The sequence below is a fragment of the Streptomyces sp. NPDC058307 genome, assembly GCF_042880295.1.
Taxonomy (GTDB): Bacteria; Actinomycetota; Actinomycetes; order Streptomycetales; family Streptomycetaceae; genus Streptomyces.
The window spans coordinates 17,174-34,716 of the sequence record NZ_JBHVYZ010000017.1 but is presented as its reverse complement, the minus strand read 5'-3'; the positions used below and the strand labels follow the sequence as shown (position 1 = coordinate 34,716).

Here is a 17,543-nt window from a genome sequence, read left to right as displayed (position 1 = left end):
GAGGCCGAAACACGCCGCTGCGAGACGGCGTTGGCCCAAGTTTCAATCAAGCCGGAGCCCACCACCAGGGTTGCAGGGGGTTGCAACTTCCTGGTGTCTGTGGGCGGACGGTGTTCCTCCCCGAGCCGGGACCGGCACTATGAGACGGACAGTCAATGGACCCGGGACCGGGAGGACCAGTGCCGCTCTTGCCGACACACGTGACCCACCTGGCCGGCGTGGACACCGCGCGTGCGGCCCGGGTACTGAAGGACGTCCGCTCCGCCGCCCTGTCCGGCCGGCGCACGCCCGTCGCCCCGCGTCCCGTGATCGAGGAGTCCTGGAGCCGTATGCTGCGCGGCGGCGTCGACCCGGACCACGACTTCCGGTCAGGTCTGCTGCCCCCCGAGGAGGTGCAGCGGCGCCGGGAGAGCACGCGGCTCAGGCACGTACTGCCGGTGCTCAGGGAGGGACTGCTGTCGGTCGCGGACGTCGCTCACCACATCATGGTGATCGCCGACGAGGACGGCCGCGTGCTGTGGCGGGAGGGCAGCTCCCCCGTGCTGCGCAAGGCCGACAGCATCGGCTTCGAACTCGGCGCCGACTGGCGGGAGGACGTCGTCGGCACGAACGGCATCGGCACCCCGGTGGTGGTGCGCCGCCCCGTCCAGGTCTTCGCCTCCGAGCACTTCGTGCGCTCGCAGACCTCCTGGACCTGCACCGGCGCCCCCGTCAAGGACCCCCGCGACGGCCGGCTGATCGGCGTGGTGGACGTCAGCGGTCCCCTGGACACCATGCACCCGGCGACGCTCGCCTGGGTCGACTCGGTGGCCAAGCTCGCCGAGTCACGGCTGCGCGAGGTGCATCTGGCCTCGCTGGAGCGGCTGCGGGCCGTGGCGGCGCCGGTGCTCGCCCGGCTCACCGGCCGGGCCCTGGTGGTGGACCGTGACGGCTGGACCGCGGCGGTGACCGGAATGCCGTATCCGAACCGGATCGCGCTGCCCAAGTCACCCTCACCCGGCCGTCGATGGCTGCCGGCGCTCGGTCTGTGCACCCTGGAACCGCTGGCGGGCGGCTGGTTGGTCCGCGCCGGCGACGAGCCGGAGCCGCAGGGCGCCACCCGGATCGTGCTGGACCTCGCGCAGCCGCGCCGCTGGACGGTGACGGTGTCGGGCGGCGCGGGCCCGTGGAGTCACGAACTGAGTCCCCGGCACGCCGAGTTGCTGTATCTGCTGGCTCTGCACCGCTCGGGCCGCAGCGCGGCGGGCCTGGCCAAGGACATGTTCGGCGATCCGGGCCGCACGGTGACCGTGCGCGCTGAGATGTCCCGGGTACGGCGCTATCTCGGGGCGTTCCTGGAACACCGGCCGTATCGTTTCCGCGAGGACGCCGAGGTCGAGGTGGTGCTGCCGGGCAACCCGGTCGACCTGCTGCCGCACTCGACGGCCCCGGGCGTACTCGGGGCCAGGGCCGGCGCCGAGACCGAGTGAAAACCCTCGATCTGGGCGGATCTTCCGCATAATTGCACGGTCTTCATCCCCAGCGGTGCCGACTGCCGTAGCATCCTCTACGGGCCACCCCACCTGCTCCTCGGTCAACGTACGGATCATCAGGCGCAGTTGGCCCGCCTCGGGAGGACGTATGAAGCAACGTGGCAGACACCGCAGGCGCAGGCGGGGCCAAGCGGTCCGCGCGTTCCTGGCCGGGACCGCCCTCGCGCTGACCGCCGCCGCCACCATGATCAGCGCCTCACAGGCCACGACCGCGGCCAATCCCGGGACGCTGAAGCCGCTCACCTCGACCACCGAGAGGGCCCCGCTGCGCCTCAAGGAGTCCCAGGTCCCGCAGCGCGCCCTGGACCGGCTCTCCTCCGGGATGGGGCGTCCGGTCGGCGTCTCCGCCGTCCTCGCCTCCGCCGACCGGCCCCTGCGCGACGCGATCGACTGCACGGCCGGTGAGCGCACGGCGCTGCCAGTGGAGCCGGCCGCGACCGCCGCCTACTGCTGGGACGCCGCCGACACCCGCTCCTGGCGGGCCGGGGCCGTCACCACCTCCGGGGACGCCGACGACGACGGCCTGTGGGGCGCCAACCGCGTGATCCTGTCCGCGTGGAGCCGCACCGGCACCGCCGCGGACGGCGGGGGCCTGGCCCGGGTCGCCTTCGTCGACGCCAACGACCTGAGCCGGCCCACCTACTCCTGGGTCCTCCTCGCCGTCCCCGTCGACGACGGACGTGACTTCCGCGGCCTCGTCTCACAGGTCACCGGGATGGTCTGGTACCAGAACAAGCTGCTGGTCACCGCGAGCGGCGACGGCGGCGACGCGCTGTATGTCTACGACATTGACCGCATCCAGCACGCCACCGTCGACAGCAGCGCCGTCGGCAGGGTCCGCGGCGGCTGGTCGGCGCACGGCGCCCAGTGGGTCCTGCCCGCCGTCGGCTCCTACCGTCTGACCGGCGCGGCGGGCGCCACCCGCCCGGACTACCTCTCCCTGGACCGCAGCACCGCACCGGACAGCCTCGTCGCGAGCGAATGGGTCTCCGGGGACGGCGACAGGGGCGCCCGCGTGTGGCGCTACGACTTCAGCGGCGACCCCCGCCGCTCGGGCCTCCTGGCCACCGGCAGCGGCGGCTACGCGCGCGTGGCCGACGCCTACGTCACGAAGGCCGCCGGGTCCGGCCCCGTCCTGTCGTACGACTCCCAGTGGTATCTGGGCCGGGCGGCCACGACTGAGGGCGACCACGGCACTCTCTGGCGCCAGAACACCTCGACCCCCGCGAAGGCCACCCGTTGCGGCACGGACGAGACCCGCAACTGCTGGAGCGGGGAGTCGGAGTCACTGTCGTACTGGGAGCAGACGGGCGACGTCTGGTCCCAGTCCGGCCGGATGCTGTTCGCGCTGCCGCTGGCCTCGATCGACAGATCTCTGGGATAGATGATTCCCTGACGGTCATGCCGAACATCCCCGTGACCACCTGGTCCCTGGAACAGACCGCCCCCACCGACCTCCTCCCGGCCGAGCCCCCGGAGGGCGACGTCCGCATCAGCCGCGCGGAAGTCCCCTCCCCCGAGTTCAGCCGCTTCCTCTACGCGTCCGTGGGCGGCGACATCCGCTGGACGGACCGGCTCTCCTGGACGTACGCGCGGTGGCGGGAGCACCTGGAGCGGCCGGGCGTGGAGACCTGGGTGGCCTACGAGCGCGGCACGCCCGCCGGATACGTCGAGCTGGAGCCCCAGGACGACGGTGTGGTGGAGATCGCCTACTTCGGCCTGATCCCCGCCTTCCGCGGCCGGCGGATCGGCGGCCACCTCCTTTCCTACGGCACCGCCCGCGCCTGGGACCTCGCGGACCGCTGGCCGGGACTGACGGACACCAAGCGGGTCTGGCTGCACACGTGCTCCAAGGACGGCGAGCACGCGATGGCCAACTACCAGCGCCGTGGCTTCCAGCTCTTCGACACCAAGGTCGAGGAGGAGGCCGAGGTGCCCGCGCCCGGTCCCTGGCCCGGGGCCTACCCGGCCTGACCTGCGGGAACAAGACTCCCCGCGATCTTTGGGACCAACGACACCCTGATCTCACCTGCCGAGACCAGGGTGTCCACATGATGGATAAAGCTGGACTGTGTCCAGAACGCCGTGACACGCTTCCGTCATGTCTGGAACTGGAATTGCCTTGGTGAGTCGGCGGCACGTCGACCTCGGCCGCGTGTCCAGCGCCATCTGTCCGGTGCGCTGACGAGCCGCGGCGTCACCCGGCACATCCTCTCGTTCTCCTCCCCGCGCAATGACGCGCAGATGCACCCATGCGCCCGTGCACGCGCAGGTAAGAGCCGCTTTCCGCCTGTCCCGAAGGACGTAAAAAACCATGGCCGCCACCCCGCAGAACCCTGCCGCCGCAGCGCCCCGCCGCAAGGTGAGCCGTCACCGCGGTGAGGGTCAGTGGGCCGCGGGGCACCACACCCCGCTGAACGGCAACGAGCAGTTCAAGAAGGACGACGACGGTCTCAATGTGCGGACACGCATTGAGACGATCTACTCGAAGCGGGGCTTCGACTCGATCGACCCCAACGACCTGCGCGGCCGGATGCGCTGGTGGGGCCTCTACACCCAGCGCAAGCCCGGGATCGACGGCGGCAAGACCGCGATCCTGGAGCCGGAGGAGCTGGACGACAAGTACTTCATGCTGCGGGTGCGGATCGACGGCGGACGCCTCACCACCCAGCAGCTGCGCGTGATCGGCGAGATCTCCGAGGAGTTCGCGCGCGGCAGCGCGGACGTCACCGACCGGCAGAACATCCAGCTGCACTGGATCCGCATCGAGGACGTCCCGGAGATCTGGAACCGTCTGGAGGCGGTCGGCCTCTCCACCACCGAGGCCTGCGGCGACTGCCCGCGTGTCGTCATCGGCTCGCCGGTCGCCGGCATCGCCGAGGACGAGATCATCGACGGCTCCTGGGCCATCGAGGAGATCCACGAGCGGTACATCGGCAGCAAGGAGTTCTCCAACCTGCCCCGCAAGTTCAAGACGGCGATCTCCGGATCCCCGCTGCTCGACGTGGTCCACGAGATCAACGACATCGCCTTCGTCGGCGTCGAGCACCCCGAGCACGGCCCCGGCTTCGACCTGTGGGTCGGCGGCGGTCTGTCCACCAACCCGAAGCTCGGCGTGCGGCTGGGCGCCTGGGTCCCGCTGGACGAGGTGCCCGAGGTGTGGGCCGGTGTGGTCGGCATCTTCCGCGACTGGGGCTACCGGCGGCTGCGCACCCGCGCGCGGCTGAAGTTCCTCGTCGCCGACTGGGGCCCGGAGAAGTTCCGCCAGGTCCTGGAGGACGACTACCTGGAGCGCAAGCTGGTCGACGGCCCCGCGCCCGCCGAGCCCTCGGGCCGCTGGCGCGACCACGTCGGCGTGCACCGCCAGAAGGACGGCCTGTTCTACGTCGGTTTCGCCCCGCGCGTCGGCCGTGTCGACGGCGCCACGCTGACGAAGATCGCCGAGGTCGCGGAGGCGCACGGCTCGGGTCGGGTGCGGACCACCGTCGAGCAGAAGATGATCATCCTCGATGTCGAGGAGGCGCAGGTCCAGCCGCTGGTCGAGGCCCTGGAGGCGCTGGACCTCACCGCGAAGCCCTCCCCGTTCCGGCGCGGCACCATGGCCTGCACCGGCATCGAGTACTGCAAGCTCGCCATCGTGGAGACCAAGCAGCGCGGCTCCTCTCTGATCGACGAACTCGAGCGCCGCATCCCGGAGTTCGACGAGCCGCTCACCATCAACCTCAACGGCTGCCCGAACGCCTGCGCCCGTATCCAGGTGGCGGACATCGGTCTCAAGGGCCAGCTGGTCCTCAACGACCGGGGCGAACAGGTCGAGGGCTACCAGGTGCACCTGGGCGGCGCGCTCGGCCTGGAGGCCGGGTTCGGCCGCAAGGTGCGCGGCCTGAAGGTCACCGCCGAGGACCTGCCCGACTACGTCGAGCGCGTCCTGAAGCGGTACCAGGCCGAGCGCGAGGACGGCGAGCGCTTCGCCGCCTGGGCCTCGCGTGCCAGCGAGGAGGCCCTGTCGTGAGTGAGCGGGCAGCCCCCTTCTATTGCCCCTACTGCGGCGACGAGGACCTCCGTCCGAGCGAGGAGTCTCACGGCGCCTGGGAATGCGGGGCCTGCAACCGCGCATTCCAGTTGAAGTTCCTCGGGCTGCTCGCCCGGGGCCTTCAGCACACCGACGCAGCGGGAGACCGGATATGACCGCGATTCAGGAAGAGCGCACGACCGACGACCTCAAGGCCCTCGCCGAGCAGGCGGGCCGCGACCTGGAGGACGCCTCCGCGCTGGAGATCCTCCAGTGGGCGGTCGACACCTTCGGCAAGCGTTTCTGCGTGACCTCCTCGATGGAGGACGCGGTGGTCGCCCACCTCGCGTCCCGCGCGAGGAAGGGCGTGGACGTCGTCTTCCTCGACACCGGCTACCACTTCGAGGAGACCATCGGCACCCGGGACGCCGTGGAGGCCGTGATGGACGTCAACGTCATCACGCTGTCGCCGACGCGGACGGTCGCCGAGCAGGACGCCGAGTTCGGCCCGAAGCTGCACGACCGCGACCCCGACCTGTGCTGCAAAATGCGCAAGGTCGAGCCGCTGGAGCGGGGCCTGAAGGACTACCTGGCCTGGGCGACCGGGCTGCGCCGCGACGAGTCCCCGACCCGGGCGAACACCCCGGTCGTCGGCTGGGACGAGAAGCGGCAGAAGGTCAAGATCTCCCCGATCGCCCGCTGGACCCAGGACGACGTGGACGCGTACGTCAGCGAGCACGGCGTCCTGACCAACCCCCTGCTGACGGACGGCTACGCCTCCGTCGGCTGCGCCCCCTGCACCCGCCGGGTCCTGGAGGGCGAGGACGCGCGCGCCGGCCGCTGGGCCGGACGTTCCAAGACCGAGTGCGGGCTGCACGGATGACGACATCTACCAAGGAGTTGCACGTGACGACCGGAGCCACCGTCTGGCTCACGGGTCTGCCGAGTGCCGGCAAGACCACCATCGCGTACGAGCTGGCGGGCCGGCTGCGCGAGGAGGGCCACCTCGTCGAGGTGCTCGACGGCGACGAGATCCGCGAGTTCATCTCCGCGGGCCTCGGCTTCAGCCGCGAGGACCGGCACACCAACGTGCAGCGCATCGGCTTCCTCGCCGAACTGCTCGCCCGCAACGGCGTCAAGACGCTGGTCCCGGTCATCGCGCCCTACGCCGACAGCCGTGAGGCGGTGCGCAAGCGTCACCAGGAGAGCGGTGCCGCGTACCTGGAGATCCATGTGGCGACTCCGGTCGAGGTGTGCTCCGTACGCGATGTGAAGGGCCTGTACGCCAAGCAGGCCGCGGGTGAGCTGTCCGGGCTGACCGGGGTCGACGACCCCTACGAGGAGCCCGAGTCGCCCGATCTGCGGATCGAGTCGCAGAACCAGACCGTCCAGGAGTCCGCGGCCGCGGTCCACGCGCTGCTCACCGAAAGGGGACTGGCATGAGGACGACCGTCGCGGCGGTGAAGGGTGGCGAAGGCGGTACGGAGGCTCCGTACACCCTGTCCCACCTGGACGCGCTCGAGTCCGAGGCCGTGCACATCTTCCGTGAGGTGGCGGGTGAGTTCGAGCGGCCGGTGATCCTGTTCTCCGGCGGCAAGGACTCCATCGTCATGCTGCACCTGGCGCTGAAGGCGTTCGCCCCCGCGGCGGTCCCCTTCTCCCTGCTGCACGTCGACACGGGCCACAACTTCCCCGAGGTGCTCGAGTACCGCGACCGTGTGGTCGCCGCCCATGGGCTGCGCCTCCATGTGGCCTCGGTACAGGACTACATCGACCGCGGTGTCCTCAAGGAGCGTCCGGACGGGACCCGCAATCCGCTCCAGACCCTGCCGCTCACCGAGAAGATCCAGGCGGAGAAGTTCGACGCCGTCTTCGGCGGTGGCCGCCGGGACGAGGAGAAGGCCCGCGCCAAGGAGCGGGTGTTCTCGCTGCGCGACGAGTTCTCGCAGTGGGACCCGCGCCGCCAGCGCCCCGAGCTGTGGAACCTGTACAACGGCCGCCACGCCCCCGGCGAGCACGTCCGGGTCTTCCCCCTCAGCAACTGGACCGAGCTGGACGTCTGGCAGTACATCGCCCGCGAGAAGATCGAACTGCCGGAGATCTACTTCGCGCACGAGCGTGAGGTGTTCTCGCGCAGCGGCATGTGGCTGACCGCCGGTGAGTGGGGCGGGCCCAAGGACGGCGAGACCGTCGAGAAGCGCCTGGTGCGCTACCGGACCGTCGGTGACATGTCCTGCACGGGTGCCGTCGACTCCGACGCCGACAGCATCGAGAAGGTCATCACGGAGATCGCGGCCTCCCGGCTCACCGAGCGCGGTGCCACCCGCGCCGACGACAAGATGTCCGAGGCCGCGATGGAAGACCGCAAGCGCGAGGGGTACTTCTAGACATGAGCACGACCATTTCCGAGGTGCTCTCGGAGTCCACCCTGCTGCGGTTCGCGACCGCGGGCTCCGTCGACGACGGCAAGTCCACCCTCGTCGGCCGGCTGCTGCACGACTCCAAGTCGGTCCTCACCGACCAGTTGGAGGCCGTGCAGCGTGTCTCGGCCTCGCGGGGCCAGGACGCCCCCGACCTCGCACTGCTGACGGACGGTCTGCGCGCCGAGCGCGAGCAGGGCATCACCATCGACGTCGCGTACCGCTACTTCGCCACGCCCAGGCGCCGGTTCATCCTCGCCGACACCCCCGGCCATGTGCAGTACACCCGCAACATGGTCACCGGCGCCTCCACGGCCGAGCTGACGGTGATCCTCATCGACGCCCGCAACGGCGTCGTCGAGCAGACCCGCCGGCACGCGGCCCTCGCCGCGCTCCTTCGGGTGCCGCACGTGGTGCTCGCGGTCAACAAGATGGACCTCGTCGACTACGCCGAGCCCGTCTTCGCCGCGATAGCGCAGGAGTTCACGGCGTACGCGACCGAGCTGGGCGTCCCGGACGTCACCGCGATCCCGATCTCGGCGCTCGCCGGCGACAACGTGGTGGAACCGTCCGCGAACATGGACTGGTACGGCGGTCCGACCGTTCTGGAGCACCTGGAGACGGTCCCGGTCGCCCATGACCTGAGCCGTTGCCACGCCCGCCTTCCGGTGCAGTACGTGATCCGGCCGCAGACCGCGGAGCACCCCGACTACCGGGGCTACGCCGGTCAGATCGCCGCCGGTTCCTTCCACGTGGGCGAGCAGATCACCGTGCTGCCCTCGGGCCGCTCCACGAAGATCGCCGGCATCGACCTGCTCGGCGAGCCGGTCGACGTGGCCTGGACGACCCAGTCGGTGACGATCCTCCTGGAGGACGACATCGACATCTCGCGCGGTGACCTGCTGGTGCCCAGCAAGGACGCCCCGCCGACCACCCAGGACATCGAGGCGACCGTCTGCCACGTCGCCGACGCCCCGCTGACGGTCGGCCACCGGGTGCTGCTCAAGCACGGCACCCGTACGGTCAAGGCGATCGTCAAGGACATCCCGTCCCGGCTCACGCTCGACGACCTGTCCCTGCACCCGCATCCGGGACAGCTCGTCGCCAACGACATCGGCCGGGTGAAGATCCGTACCGCCGAGCCGCTGCCCGTCGACTCCTACTCGGACTCGCGGCGCACCGGTTCGTTCATCCTGATCGACCCGAACGACGGCACCACGCTCACCGCGGGCATGGTCGGCGAGTCGTTCGCGTCCCCCGAGCCCGTCAAGGACGAGTCCGACGACGACGGGTGGGACTTCTGACATGAACTCCACCGACTACTACTCCACGTTCGCGAAGGAGGGCGGCCGCGTAGGCAGCGGCGCACTCGGCAGCGGGCAGGGCGGAGTGGCGCGATGTGTGCGCTGACGTACGCGCACCGCTTGCGCGCCCCGTCCCCCCACAGCCGTAGACGCAACCTGCCAACCTCCCGGCCACGACCTGAAAGACCGTGACCGCCGGGCCTCCGAGAGGAACACCTCCCGTGCCTGCTACACCCGCTCTTCGCCGCACCCTCGCGGTCATCGCCGCGCTCCCGCTGCTCACCCTCGCCGCTTGCGGCTACGGCTCGGACTCCAAGGACACCAGCACCGCCAAGGTCGCCGCCGGGGCGAAGAAGATCGACGGTCTCAGCTCCGTCAAGATCGGCTACTTCGGCAACCTGACCCACGGCACCGCGCTCGTCGGGGTCAACAAGGGGTTCTTCCAGAAGGAGCTCGGGGCGACCAAGGCCTCGTACGCGACGTTCAACGCCGGTCCTTCGGAGATCGAGGCGCTCAACTCCAAGTCGATCGACATCGGCTGGATCGGCCCCTCCCCGTCGATCAACGGCTACGTCAAGTCGGGCGGCAAGAGCCTGAAGATCATCGGCGGTTCGGCCTCCGGCGGTGTGAAGCTGGTCGTCAACCCGGCCAAGATCAAGTCCCTCAAGGACGTCAAGGGCAAGAAGATCGCCACCCCGCAGCTCGGCAACACACAGGACGTGGCGTTCCTCAACTGGATCGCCGACCAGGGCTGGAAGGTCGACGCGCAGAGCGGCAAGGGTGACGTCACCGTCGTCCGCACCGACAACAAGATCACGCCGGACGCCTACAAGGCCGGTTCCATCGACGGCGCCTGGGTCCCGGAGCCGACCGCGTCGAAGCTGGTCGCCGAGGGCGGCAAGGTGCTGCTCGACGAGGCGTCGCTGTGGCCGGACAAGAAGTTCGTGATCACGAACATCATCGTGCGCCAGGACTTCCTCAAGGAGCACCCGAAGGCGGTCGAGGCCGTCCTGAAGGCGTCGGTGGAAGCCAACAAGTGGATCAACGCCAACCCTGACGCGGCGAAGGCGGCGGCGAACGAGCAGCTGAAGGCGGACTCCGGCAAGGCGCTCAAGCCCGCGGTCCTGGACCCGGCCTGGAAGTCGATCCAGTTCACCAACGACCCGCTGGCCGCCACCCTCAACACCGAGGCGGAGCACGCGGTCAAGGCCGGTCTGCTGAAGAAGCCCGACCTGAACGGGATCTACGACCTCACCATCCTCAACAAGGTCCTCAAGGCCGACGGCGAGTCCACGGTCGACGCCGCCGGTCTCGGCACCAGCTGAGTCCGGTCCCCGAAGAGTTCCCAGGAGGTGACGACCATGGCCACGACCACGACGCTCGCCAAGGCCGACGAGTCCGTCGAGTACGCCGCACGCCTCGATCACGTCTCGAAGTCCTTCGCGGGACCGGGTGGACAGCAGCTCGTCCTGGACGACGTCAGCATCGATGTCGCGCCGGGCGAGTTCGTCACCCTCCTGGGGGCCTCGGGGTGCGGCAAGTCCACACTGCTGAACCTGGTGGCCGGGCTCGACGGCCCCACCGCCGGGTCCATCACGACCGACGGCCGCCCCGCCCTGATGTTCCAGGAGCACGCCCTCTTCCCGTGGCTGACCGCGGGCAAGAACATCGAACTCGCCCTGAAGCTCAGGGGAGTTGCCAAGCCCGAGCGGCGCGACAAGGCCGAGGAGCTGCTCGAACTGGTCCGGCTGAAGGGCGCGTACGGCAAGCGCGTCCACGAACTGTCGGGCGGTATGCGTCAGCGCGTGGCCCTGGCCCGCGCGCTGGGGCAGGAGAGCAACCTGCTGCTGATGGACGAGCCGTTCGCGGCCCTCGACGCCATCACGCGGGACGTGCTGCACGACGAGATCACCCGGATCTGGACGGAGACCGGGCTCTCCGTCCTGTTCGTCACGCACAACGTGCGCGAGGCGGTACGGCTCGCGCAGCGCGTGATCCTGCTGTCCTCCCGCCCCGGCCGGATCGCGCGCGAGTGGACGGTCGACATCCCGCAGCCGCGCCGCATCGAGGACGCCCCCGTGGCCGAACTGGCCCGTGAGATCACCGAAGAACTGCGTGGGGAGATCCGCCGTCATGGCCAGCACTGACACGACACCGGTCCAGGACGCCGGGAGCGTAGAGGCGGGCCTCGACGCGCTGGAGACCCAGGCCACCGGCCGCCCGACCTTCCGGCAGACCCTCGTCAACAAGATCCTGCCGCCGGTGGTCGCCCTCGCGGTGGTCCTCGTGATCTGGACCCTGCTCTACCCGGTCGTGGACGACCCGTCCAAGCTGCCGTCGCCGGCGGCCGTGGGCTCCACCTTCAAGGACGCCTGGCTCGCGGGCGACCTGCTCGGCTACATCTGGACCAGCGTCTCGCGCGGTCTGCTGGGCTTCTTCTTCGCCCTGCTCATCGGCACTCCGCTGGGCCTGGTCGTGGCCCGGGTGAAGTTCATCCGCGCGGCCATCGGCCCGATCCTGTCGGGCCTGCAGTCGCTGCCCTCGGTGGCATGGGTGCCGCCGGCCGTGATCTGGCTGGGCCTGAACAACTCCATGATGTACGCGGTGATCCTGCTCGGCGCGGTCCCCTCCATCGCCAACGGTCTGGTGTCCGGCGTCGACCAGGTGCCGCCGCTGTTCCTGCGGGCCGGCCGCACGATGGGCGCGACGGGCATCAAGGGCATCTGGCACGTCACGCTGCCTGCCGCGCTGCCCGGCTATGTGGCGGGCCTCAAGCAGGGCTGGGCGTTCTCCTGGCGCTCGCTGATGGCCGCGGAGATCATCGCCCAGTTCCCCGACCTGGGCGTGGGCCTGGGCCAGTTGCTGGAGAACGGCCGCACCAACAGCGACATGGCCATGGTGTTCGAGGCGATCCTGCTCATCCTGTTCGTCGGCATCGCGATCGACCTGCTGATCTTCAGCCCGCTGGAGCGGTGGGTGCTGCGCAGCCGCGGTCTGCTGGTGAAGAGCTGAGTCCATGAAGCCCGTTCTCCTGGTCATCGCCCACGGCAGCCGCGACCCGCGCCATGCCGCGACGGTGCACGCTCTCGTCCGCCGGGTGCGCTCGCTGCGCCCGGACGTACGGGTGGAGACGGGCTTCCTCGACTTCAACATCCCCTCCGTGCAGGGCGTGTTGGAGTCCCTGGCGGCGGAGGGCGTCCGTGACGTCGTAGCGCTGCCGCTGCTGTTGACGCGGGCGTTCCACGCGAAGGCGGACATCCCCGCGGTCCTCAGGGACGCGCCGCCGCAGCTGCGGATCCGGCAGGCGGAGGTGCTCGGTCCGTCGCCGCTGCTGCTGTCGGCGCTCGAACGACGGCTGTACGAGGCGGGGTTGACGCCCGCCGACAAGTCCTCGACCGGGGTCGTGCTGGCCTCGGCGGGGTCCACCGACCCGGAGGCGATCGCAGTGATCGCTGACATCGCGCGGGAGTGGCGGCACACCGGCTGGTGCGCCGTGCGGCCTGCGTTCGCCTCCGCGGCCCTGCCCCGCACCGAGGACGCGGTACGGGAACTGCGGGCTCTCGGCTGCGCGAAGGTGGCCGTGGTCCCGTACGTCCTCGCCCCGGGGTTCCTGCCCGACCGCATCGCGCGGGGCGCGGGCGAGGCGGACGTCCTGGCCGGGGTGCTGGGGCCGGCGCCGGAAGTGGCGCGGGTGCTGTTGCGGCGGTACGACGCGGCGGCGGCGCGGGGGCTGCCGCGGCTGACGGTGAGCGCGTAGGCGTTACTCCTCGGCAGCCGCCACCGCCTCGTCGGCCAGCCGTGCCAACTCCCCCACCGGCAGCGACCCGGCTGCCCTGCGCTCGCGGGCGAAGGTGTTGGCCAGGCCCTGGAGAAGTTCGTTCAGCGGCGTCGGGACGCCGTGCAGGCGGCCCAGGAGGGCGATCTCACCGTTGAGGTAGTCGGCCTCGATGGTGCCGGTGGCGCGGGCGAGGGACTGCCAGGAGGAGCCGCCGACCGGGACGCCGTCGAGCGGGACGGCGGTGACCTTGTCGCCGCGGGTCGTCCGCTGTTCCTCGACGCTCGCGTACGGGATCCCGGCCGCGTCGAGCACCGCCTCGCCCTCGGCACGGACCCTATGGCGCAGGGACCTGCTGTCCACTCCGCCGTCGTCGGGGCCGCTCAGGGCCATCAGGGCGTTGCCGAGGTTGGTCAGCAGCTTGGCGTACTGCCAACGCGTCACGTCCGCCACGACCGGCGCCTCGAACCGGGACTTCTCCAGGTCGGCGGCGATCCGGTGCAGGACCGCGTCGGTGCCGTGCGGGTAACGGCCGAGGTGCAGCATCCCGGTGAGCGGGGCGCAGGCGGCGCTGACGACACCGGGCTCGACGAACGTCGCCGGCAGCCAGACGCAGACGCCGTAGACGTGCCGGAAGCGGCGCAGGGCCATGCGCTGGCCCTCCACGCCGTTCTGCGCGCACAGCAGCGGCAGCCGCTCGGCCGCCGTGCCGCCGCCCTGGACCGGGGCCGGGCCCCACGCGTCCAGGGCGCCTTGCGTGTCCTGGGTCTTCACGGCGAGGACGAGTACGTCGTCGGCGCGCAGGGCACCCAGCGGGGCCGGTCCGTCCACGACCGGGAGCCGGTACGTGAACTCGCCGTCCGGCACCCTCAGCCGCAGTCCCCCGTCTCTCAGCGCCGCGTACTGTGCGCCCCGCGCGACCAGCACGACCTCGTGCCCGGCCCCCGCGAGCCGGCCGCCGACCGCCCCGCCGACCGCTCCTGCCCCGATGATGATGTAGCGCATGGGAGGAGCCTCGCACAGGGTGTCGACCGCTGTGCGACCGGCCGGTCATCCTGCGAACGGCGTCGCCTGGTGGAAGTACAGCAGCCACCCGCTGGGCGTGCGCCGCCACAGTGAACTCCGGTGCGCCCGGCTGCCGTTGTGCTCCGTGTCGAAGGTGAGGTGAACGAGACCGGGCGCGAGTTCGACCCCTTTCATCCCGGCCACCACGATCCGTTCGGCGCCCTCGTCCGTGGCTCCGGCGAGGGCGGCGATGACCGACGTCCGGTCCCAGTGCCGTCCGGACGCGCCGAACTCGTGGAACTCGGGGTGCAGCAGCGCGCCCACGAGCTCGGGCGAGGCCCGCACCTCGGGGTCCAGAAGCCTCAACTCCCCGGCGACGGCCGTCTCCACGGCGGGGCTGCGGTCACTCACCCGTCATCTCCACCAGCTTGACGACCGTGTTCCAGTTGCGGCTGGTGGCGATCACGCCCTTGTTCAGCCTCGGTTTGGACAGGTGCTCGGCGAGCTTGGAGCGGCCGAGGCCGTTCGGGGCGTAGAGGTACAGGGCGCGGTCGCCGAGGCGGAACTCCTCGGGGAGGTAGGCGGCCCGGTCGATCTCCGCGAAGCGGTCCTCGTGGACAGGGGCGGAGAAGTAGGTGACGTGGAGCTGTCTGCCCTCCAGTTCGGCGGCCGAAAAGGGGCAGTTGTCGGCGATCGCCTTCAGGTAGGCGTGGTCGCGGACGATCACGTCGACCGGGAAGCCGAACCGCTTCTCGATCGCCTCCGTGAGTTCGGCGGCCAGGGAGTCCTCGTCGCCGTGGTGGGCGGTGAACACGGCCTGCCCGCTCTGCAGGTAGCTGCGTACCCCGCCGTGTCCGAGGTCCTCCATCAGCGTGCGCAGGTCGGCCATGGGGACCTTCCTGCTGCCGCCGACGTTGATTCCGCGCAGCAGCGCCGCGTACGTCGTCGTCATGCGCACACCCTAGGACGGCGCCGCTGCGGACCCCGATCACCGCCCCGCACACGGTTCGTTAGATGTAAGGGTCACGGTCCTCCCCAGTACGGAGGGCACGCGGTCCCTTGGGAGGAGCAGTCGGCCCCCGCACGTCACCGGACAGCACGACGAGACGGGTTTATCCGGCCCATACCTTCGAAGTGAAAGGTGGCGGCAGGGGGCTGCCACCGCTCACAAGGGGGCAAGCCCGTCATGGGGAACGGAGACACAAGGGTGCGTGGCCTGGCCGCCCGGGCCGGCGGCTGGAGCGCACGGCACCGATGGGCTGCCGTCGGTATCTGGGTGCTGTTCGTGGTCCTGGCGATGGGACTCGGCTCCGCGGCGGGCCGGGTCGACGTCAAGGACAGCGACCAGCTCAAGGGGGAGACCCACACCGCCGCGAAGATCATCGAGGATGCCGGGATCGACGAGCCGGCCAGTGAGACCGTGCTGATCCAGGCGAAGGACGCCGGTGGCAAGGCGACCGACGCCGACTTCAAGGCGGCCGTCACCGCCGTCGTGAAGGCGGTCGAGGGCACCGGCAAGGTCACCGACGTGACCTCGCCGTACGACACGAAGACGATCTCGAAGGACGGCCGCAGCGCGCTCGTGCAGTTCGACGTGCGCGGCGAGGCGGACACCGCCGGGGACCGGATCGAGCCGGTGCTGAAGGCCGTCGAGGGGGTGCAGAAGGAGCACACGTCGCTGCGGATCGAGGAGATCGGCGGCGCCAGCATGATGAAGACGTTCTCCGACGCGTTCGGCGACGACTTCGAGAAGGCCGAGCTCTCCGCGGTACCGGTGGCGCTCGGCATCCTGCTCATCGCGTTCGGCGCCCTGGTCGCGGCCTTCCTGCCGGTGCTTCTGGCCGTGAGCGCCATCATGGCGACCATGGGGCTGATGGGCATCGTCAGCCACGTGATGCCCATGAGCGACACCGCCAACTCCGTGATGCTGCTGGTCGGTCTGGCCGTCGGCGTCGACTACTGCCTGTTCTATCTGCGCCGTGAGCGCGAGGAGCGGCAGGCCGGGCGGGACCCGCAGACCGCTCTACGGATCGCCGCCGCCACCAGTGGCCGGGCGGTCATCGTCTCGGGTGTGACGGTGTGCGTGGCGATGGCGGGCATGCTCTTCACCGGGCTCGCCGAGTTCGAGGCGATGGGCCTGGCCTCGCTGATGGTCGTCGCGGTCGCCATGGTCGGTTCCGTGACCGTGCTGCCCGCGCTGCTCTCACTGCTGGGCGGGCGCGTCGAGAAGGGCAAGATCCCCTTCCTGCACCCGGAGAGCCGACTGCGCCGCAAGCGGGGCGTCAACCCGGAGAGCCGGTTCTGGACCGCCGTACTGAAGGGCGTGCTCGCCAGGCCCGGCATCTCCGTCGTGGTCGCGGCCGGCGCGCTGCTCGCCATCGCGGCGCCCGCGCTCGGCATGAAGACCCAGAACCTCACCCTGGACCAGCAGTTCGGCGACTCGCTGCCGATCGTGCAGACGTACAACCGGGTCAACGACGCCTTCCCCGGCGGCTCCGAGCCGGCCGAGGTGGTCGTCAAGGCGGCCGACATCAACGCCCCCGAAGTCACCGGCGCGCTGGCCGACTTCAAGGCGCAGGCGATCTCCTCGGGCGCCTCGCGCGGCCCGGTCGAGGTCAAGCTGCACGACGCGCAGAACCTCGCCTTCGTGTACGTCCCGCTGGTGGGCGGCTCCGACCTCGACAAGGCCGGTCAGAGTCTGGAAAAGCTGCGCGACGAGGTGCGTCCGGCCACGCTCGGGAAGGTCGACGGTGTCCAGGCACCGATCACCGGACAGGTCGCCGGTTCCGCGGACTTCAACGACCAGCTGGCCGGAGCGGTCGTCCCGGTGTTCGCGTTCGTCGTGGTCTTCGCCTTCGTGCTGATGCTGCTGTCGTTCCGCTCGCTGACGGTCGCGATCACCTCGATCGTGCTCAACCTGCTGTCGGTGGGCGCCGCCTACGGCATCCTCGTCGCGGTCTTCCAGCACGGCTGGGGCGCGTCGCTGGTGGGCGCGGAGGGCGTCGGCGCCATCATCACGTGGCTGCCGCTGTTCCTCTTCGTGATCCTGTTCGGCCTGTCGATGGACTACCACGTGTTCGTGGTCTCGCGGATCCGCGAGGCACGCCTGCGGGGCCGTACGACCAAGGATGCGATCCAGCACGGCGTGGTCACCACGGCCGGTGTCGTCACCAGCGCCGCCGTCATCATGGTCGCCGTGTTCGCGATCTTCGGGACGCTGTCCATGCAGTCAATGAAGCAGATGGGCGTGGGCCTCGCGGCCGCGGTGCTCATCGACGCGACGATCATCCGGGGCGTGCTGCTCCCGGCGGTCATGGCGCTGCTCGGCGAGCGCAACTGGTACCTGCCGAAGTGGCTGCACAAGCTGCCCGACCTCACCCACGACGAGGCCGCGGACGCGGTGGCCGCGCCCGTGGCGCGGGACGACGAGGGCGAGCCGCTGAGGGTCTGACCCCGGCGGGGCAGGGCTGAATCCCCTTGTACCGAGGGTCCGTT

Annotated in this window: 18 protein-coding genes; 15 read left to right on the top strand and 3 right to left on the bottom strand. The window is 70.4% G+C overall.

Annotation, left to right across the window (positions count from 1 at the left end):
- Positions 1–155 precede the first annotated feature (155 nt).
- From ACFVYN_RS15105 to ACFVYN_RS15040, 14 genes are all read left to right on the top strand, one after another.
- The gene (locus tag ACFVYN_RS15105; protein WP_389997810.1) at positions 156–1,469 is read left to right on the top strand and encodes a GAF domain-containing protein; all 1,314 of its coding nucleotides are present in this window, start codon (positions 156–158) and stop codon (positions 1,467–1,469) included.
- A gap of 151 nt (positions 1,470–1,620) precedes the next feature.
- Entirely contained in the window at positions 1,621–2,916 is a 1,296-nt protein-coding gene (locus tag ACFVYN_RS15100) for a hypothetical protein (protein ID WP_389997807.1), read from the top strand.
- Between the two features lie 17 nt (positions 2,917–2,933).
- On the top strand, positions 2,934–3,506 hold the full coding sequence (locus tag ACFVYN_RS15095; protein ID WP_389997804.1) for a GNAT family N-acetyltransferase: 573 nt from the start codon (positions 2,934–2,936) through the stop codon (positions 3,504–3,506).
- A 127-nt stretch (positions 3,507–3,633) separates the two neighbouring features.
- Complete coding sequence (locus ACFVYN_RS15090) at positions 3,634–3,717, top strand: putative leader peptide (protein WP_360326930.1); 84 nt, start codon at positions 3,634–3,636, stop codon at positions 3,715–3,717.
- Positions 3,718–3,846: 129 nt separating this feature from the next.
- A complete protein-coding gene (locus ACFVYN_RS15085; protein WP_389997801.1) occupies positions 3,847–5,544 on the top strand; it encodes a nitrite/sulfite reductase in 1,698 nt (565 codons plus the stop codon).
- On the top strand, positions 5,541–5,720 hold the full coding sequence (locus ACFVYN_RS15080) for a hypothetical protein (protein ID WP_389997798.1): 180 nt from the start codon (positions 5,541–5,543) through the stop codon (positions 5,718–5,720). Before ACFVYN_RS15085 ends, ACFVYN_RS15080 begins: the two co-directional genes overlap by 4 nt.
- Positions 5,717–6,427 (top strand): phosphoadenylyl-sulfate reductase, encoded by a 711-nt coding sequence (locus ACFVYN_RS15075; RefSeq protein ID WP_389997796.1) that lies wholly within the window; start codon positions 5,717–5,719, stop codon positions 6,425–6,427. The genes ACFVYN_RS15080 and ACFVYN_RS15075 overlap by 4 nt, the downstream gene beginning before the upstream one ends.
- Positions 6,424–6,987 (top strand): adenylyl-sulfate kinase, encoded by a 564-nt coding sequence (gene cysC / locus ACFVYN_RS15070; protein ID WP_389997793.1) that lies wholly within the window; start codon positions 6,424–6,426, stop codon positions 6,985–6,987. Before ACFVYN_RS15075 ends, cysC begins: the two co-directional genes overlap by 4 nt.
- Positions 6,984–7,931 (top strand): sulfate adenylyltransferase subunit CysD, encoded by a 948-nt coding sequence (cysD, locus tag ACFVYN_RS15065; protein WP_389997790.1) that lies wholly within the window; start codon positions 6,984–6,986, stop codon positions 7,929–7,931. The genes cysC and cysD overlap by 4 nt, the downstream gene beginning before the upstream one ends.
- 2 nt (positions 7,932–7,933) lie before the next feature.
- Entirely contained in the window at positions 7,934–9,268 is a 1,335-nt protein-coding gene (locus tag ACFVYN_RS15060) for a sulfate adenylyltransferase subunit 1 (protein ID WP_389997787.1), read from the top strand.
- A 221-nt stretch (positions 9,269–9,489) separates the two neighbouring features.
- Entirely contained in the window at positions 9,490–10,593 is a 1,104-nt protein-coding gene (locus ACFVYN_RS15055; protein ID WP_389997784.1) for an aliphatic sulfonate ABC transporter substrate-binding protein, read from the top strand.
- 36 nt (positions 10,594–10,629) lie between these two features.
- Positions 10,630–11,415 (top strand): ABC transporter ATP-binding protein, encoded by a 786-nt coding sequence (locus ACFVYN_RS15050; protein ID WP_389997781.1) that lies wholly within the window; start codon positions 10,630–10,632, stop codon positions 11,413–11,415.
- Positions 11,402–12,280, top strand: a complete 879-nt coding sequence (locus ACFVYN_RS15045) for an ABC transporter permease (RefSeq protein ID WP_389997778.1) — start codon at positions 11,402–11,404, stop codon at positions 12,278–12,280. The genes ACFVYN_RS15050 and ACFVYN_RS15045 overlap by 14 nt, the downstream gene beginning before the upstream one ends.
- A 4-nt stretch (positions 12,281–12,284) precedes the next feature.
- Positions 12,285–13,025, top strand: coding sequence for a sirohydrochlorin chelatase (locus tag ACFVYN_RS15040; RefSeq protein WP_389997775.1), 741 nt, complete (start codon positions 12,285–12,287; stop codon positions 13,023–13,025).
- A 3-nt stretch (positions 13,026–13,028) separates the two neighbouring features.
- Here ACFVYN_RS15040 and ACFVYN_RS15035 read toward each other — a convergent pair whose 3' ends face one another.
- Genes ACFVYN_RS15035 through ACFVYN_RS15025 form a run of 3 tightly spaced genes read right to left on the bottom strand, consistent with a single transcriptional unit; the run spans position 13,029 to position 15,000 of the window.
- Entirely contained in the window at positions 13,029–14,048 is a 1,020-nt protein-coding gene (locus tag ACFVYN_RS15035; protein WP_389997772.1) for a ketopantoate reductase family protein, read from the bottom strand.
- Between the two features lie 45 nt (positions 14,049–14,093).
- Entirely contained in the window at positions 14,094–14,459 is a 366-nt protein-coding gene (locus ACFVYN_RS15030) for a DUF4440 domain-containing protein (RefSeq protein WP_389997769.1), read from the bottom strand.
- A complete protein-coding gene (locus ACFVYN_RS15025) occupies positions 14,452–15,000 on the bottom strand; it encodes a DUF1697 domain-containing protein (protein ID WP_389997766.1) in 549 nt (182 codons plus the stop codon). Before ACFVYN_RS15025 ends, ACFVYN_RS15030 begins: the two co-directional genes overlap by 8 nt.
- 234 nt (positions 15,001–15,234) lie before the next feature.
- On the opposite strand from ACFVYN_RS15025, the gene ACFVYN_RS15020 reads away from it, so the two are divergent.
- Positions 15,235–17,499: an MMPL family transporter gene (locus ACFVYN_RS15020; RefSeq protein ID WP_389997763.1), complete on the top strand. Its 2,265-nt coding sequence runs from the start codon at positions 15,235–15,237 to the stop codon at positions 17,497–17,499.
- Positions 17,500–17,543: the final 44 nt, after the last annotated feature.

Bases quoted from the DNA above. Each gene is read 5' to 3' on its own strand.
- ACFVYN_RS15105 (WP_389997810.1), top strand. From the start codon at position 156: ATGGACCCGGGACCGGGAGGACCAGTGCCGCTCTTGCCGACACACGTG.
- ACFVYN_RS15100 (WP_389997807.1), top strand. From the start codon at position 1,621: ATGAAGCAACGTGGCAGACACCGCAGGCGCAGGCGGGGCCAAGCGGTC.
- ACFVYN_RS15095 (WP_389997804.1), top strand. From the start codon at position 2,934: ATGCCGAACATCCCCGTGACCACCTGGTCCCTGGAACAGACCGCCCCC.
- ACFVYN_RS15090 (WP_360326930.1), top strand. From the start codon at position 3,634: ATGTCTGGAACTGGAATTGCCTTGGTGAGTCGGCGGCACGTCGACCTC.
- ACFVYN_RS15085 (WP_389997801.1), top strand. From the start codon at position 3,847: ATGGCCGCCACCCCGCAGAACCCTGCCGCCGCAGCGCCCCGCCGCAAG.
- ACFVYN_RS15075 (WP_389997796.1), top strand. From the start codon at position 5,717: ATGACCGCGATTCAGGAAGAGCGCACGACCGACGACCTCAAGGCCCTC.
- cysC (WP_389997793.1), top strand. From the start codon at position 6,424: ATGACGACATCTACCAAGGAGTTGCACGTGACGACCGGAGCCACCGTC.
- cysD (WP_389997790.1), top strand. From the start codon at position 6,984: ATGAGGACGACCGTCGCGGCGGTGAAGGGTGGCGAAGGCGGTACGGAG.
- ACFVYN_RS15060 (WP_389997787.1), top strand. From the start codon at position 7,934: ATGAGCACGACCATTTCCGAGGTGCTCTCGGAGTCCACCCTGCTGCGG.
- ACFVYN_RS15050 (WP_389997781.1), top strand. From the start codon at position 10,630: ATGGCCACGACCACGACGCTCGCCAAGGCCGACGAGTCCGTCGAGTAC.
- ACFVYN_RS15045 (WP_389997778.1), top strand. From the start codon at position 11,402: ATGGCCAGCACTGACACGACACCGGTCCAGGACGCCGGGAGCGTAGAG.
- ACFVYN_RS15040 (WP_389997775.1), top strand. From the start codon at position 12,285: ATGAAGCCCGTTCTCCTGGTCATCGCCCACGGCAGCCGCGACCCGCGC.
- ACFVYN_RS15035 (WP_389997772.1), bottom strand. From the start codon at position 14,048: ATGCGCTACATCATCATCGGGGCAGGAGCGGTCGGCGGGGCGGTCGGC.
- ACFVYN_RS15025 (WP_389997766.1), bottom strand. From the start codon at position 15,000: ATGACGACGACGTACGCGGCGCTGCTGCGCGGAATCAACGTCGGCGGC.
- ACFVYN_RS15020 (WP_389997763.1), top strand. From the start codon at position 15,235: ATGGGGAACGGAGACACAAGGGTGCGTGGCCTGGCCGCCCGGGCCGGC.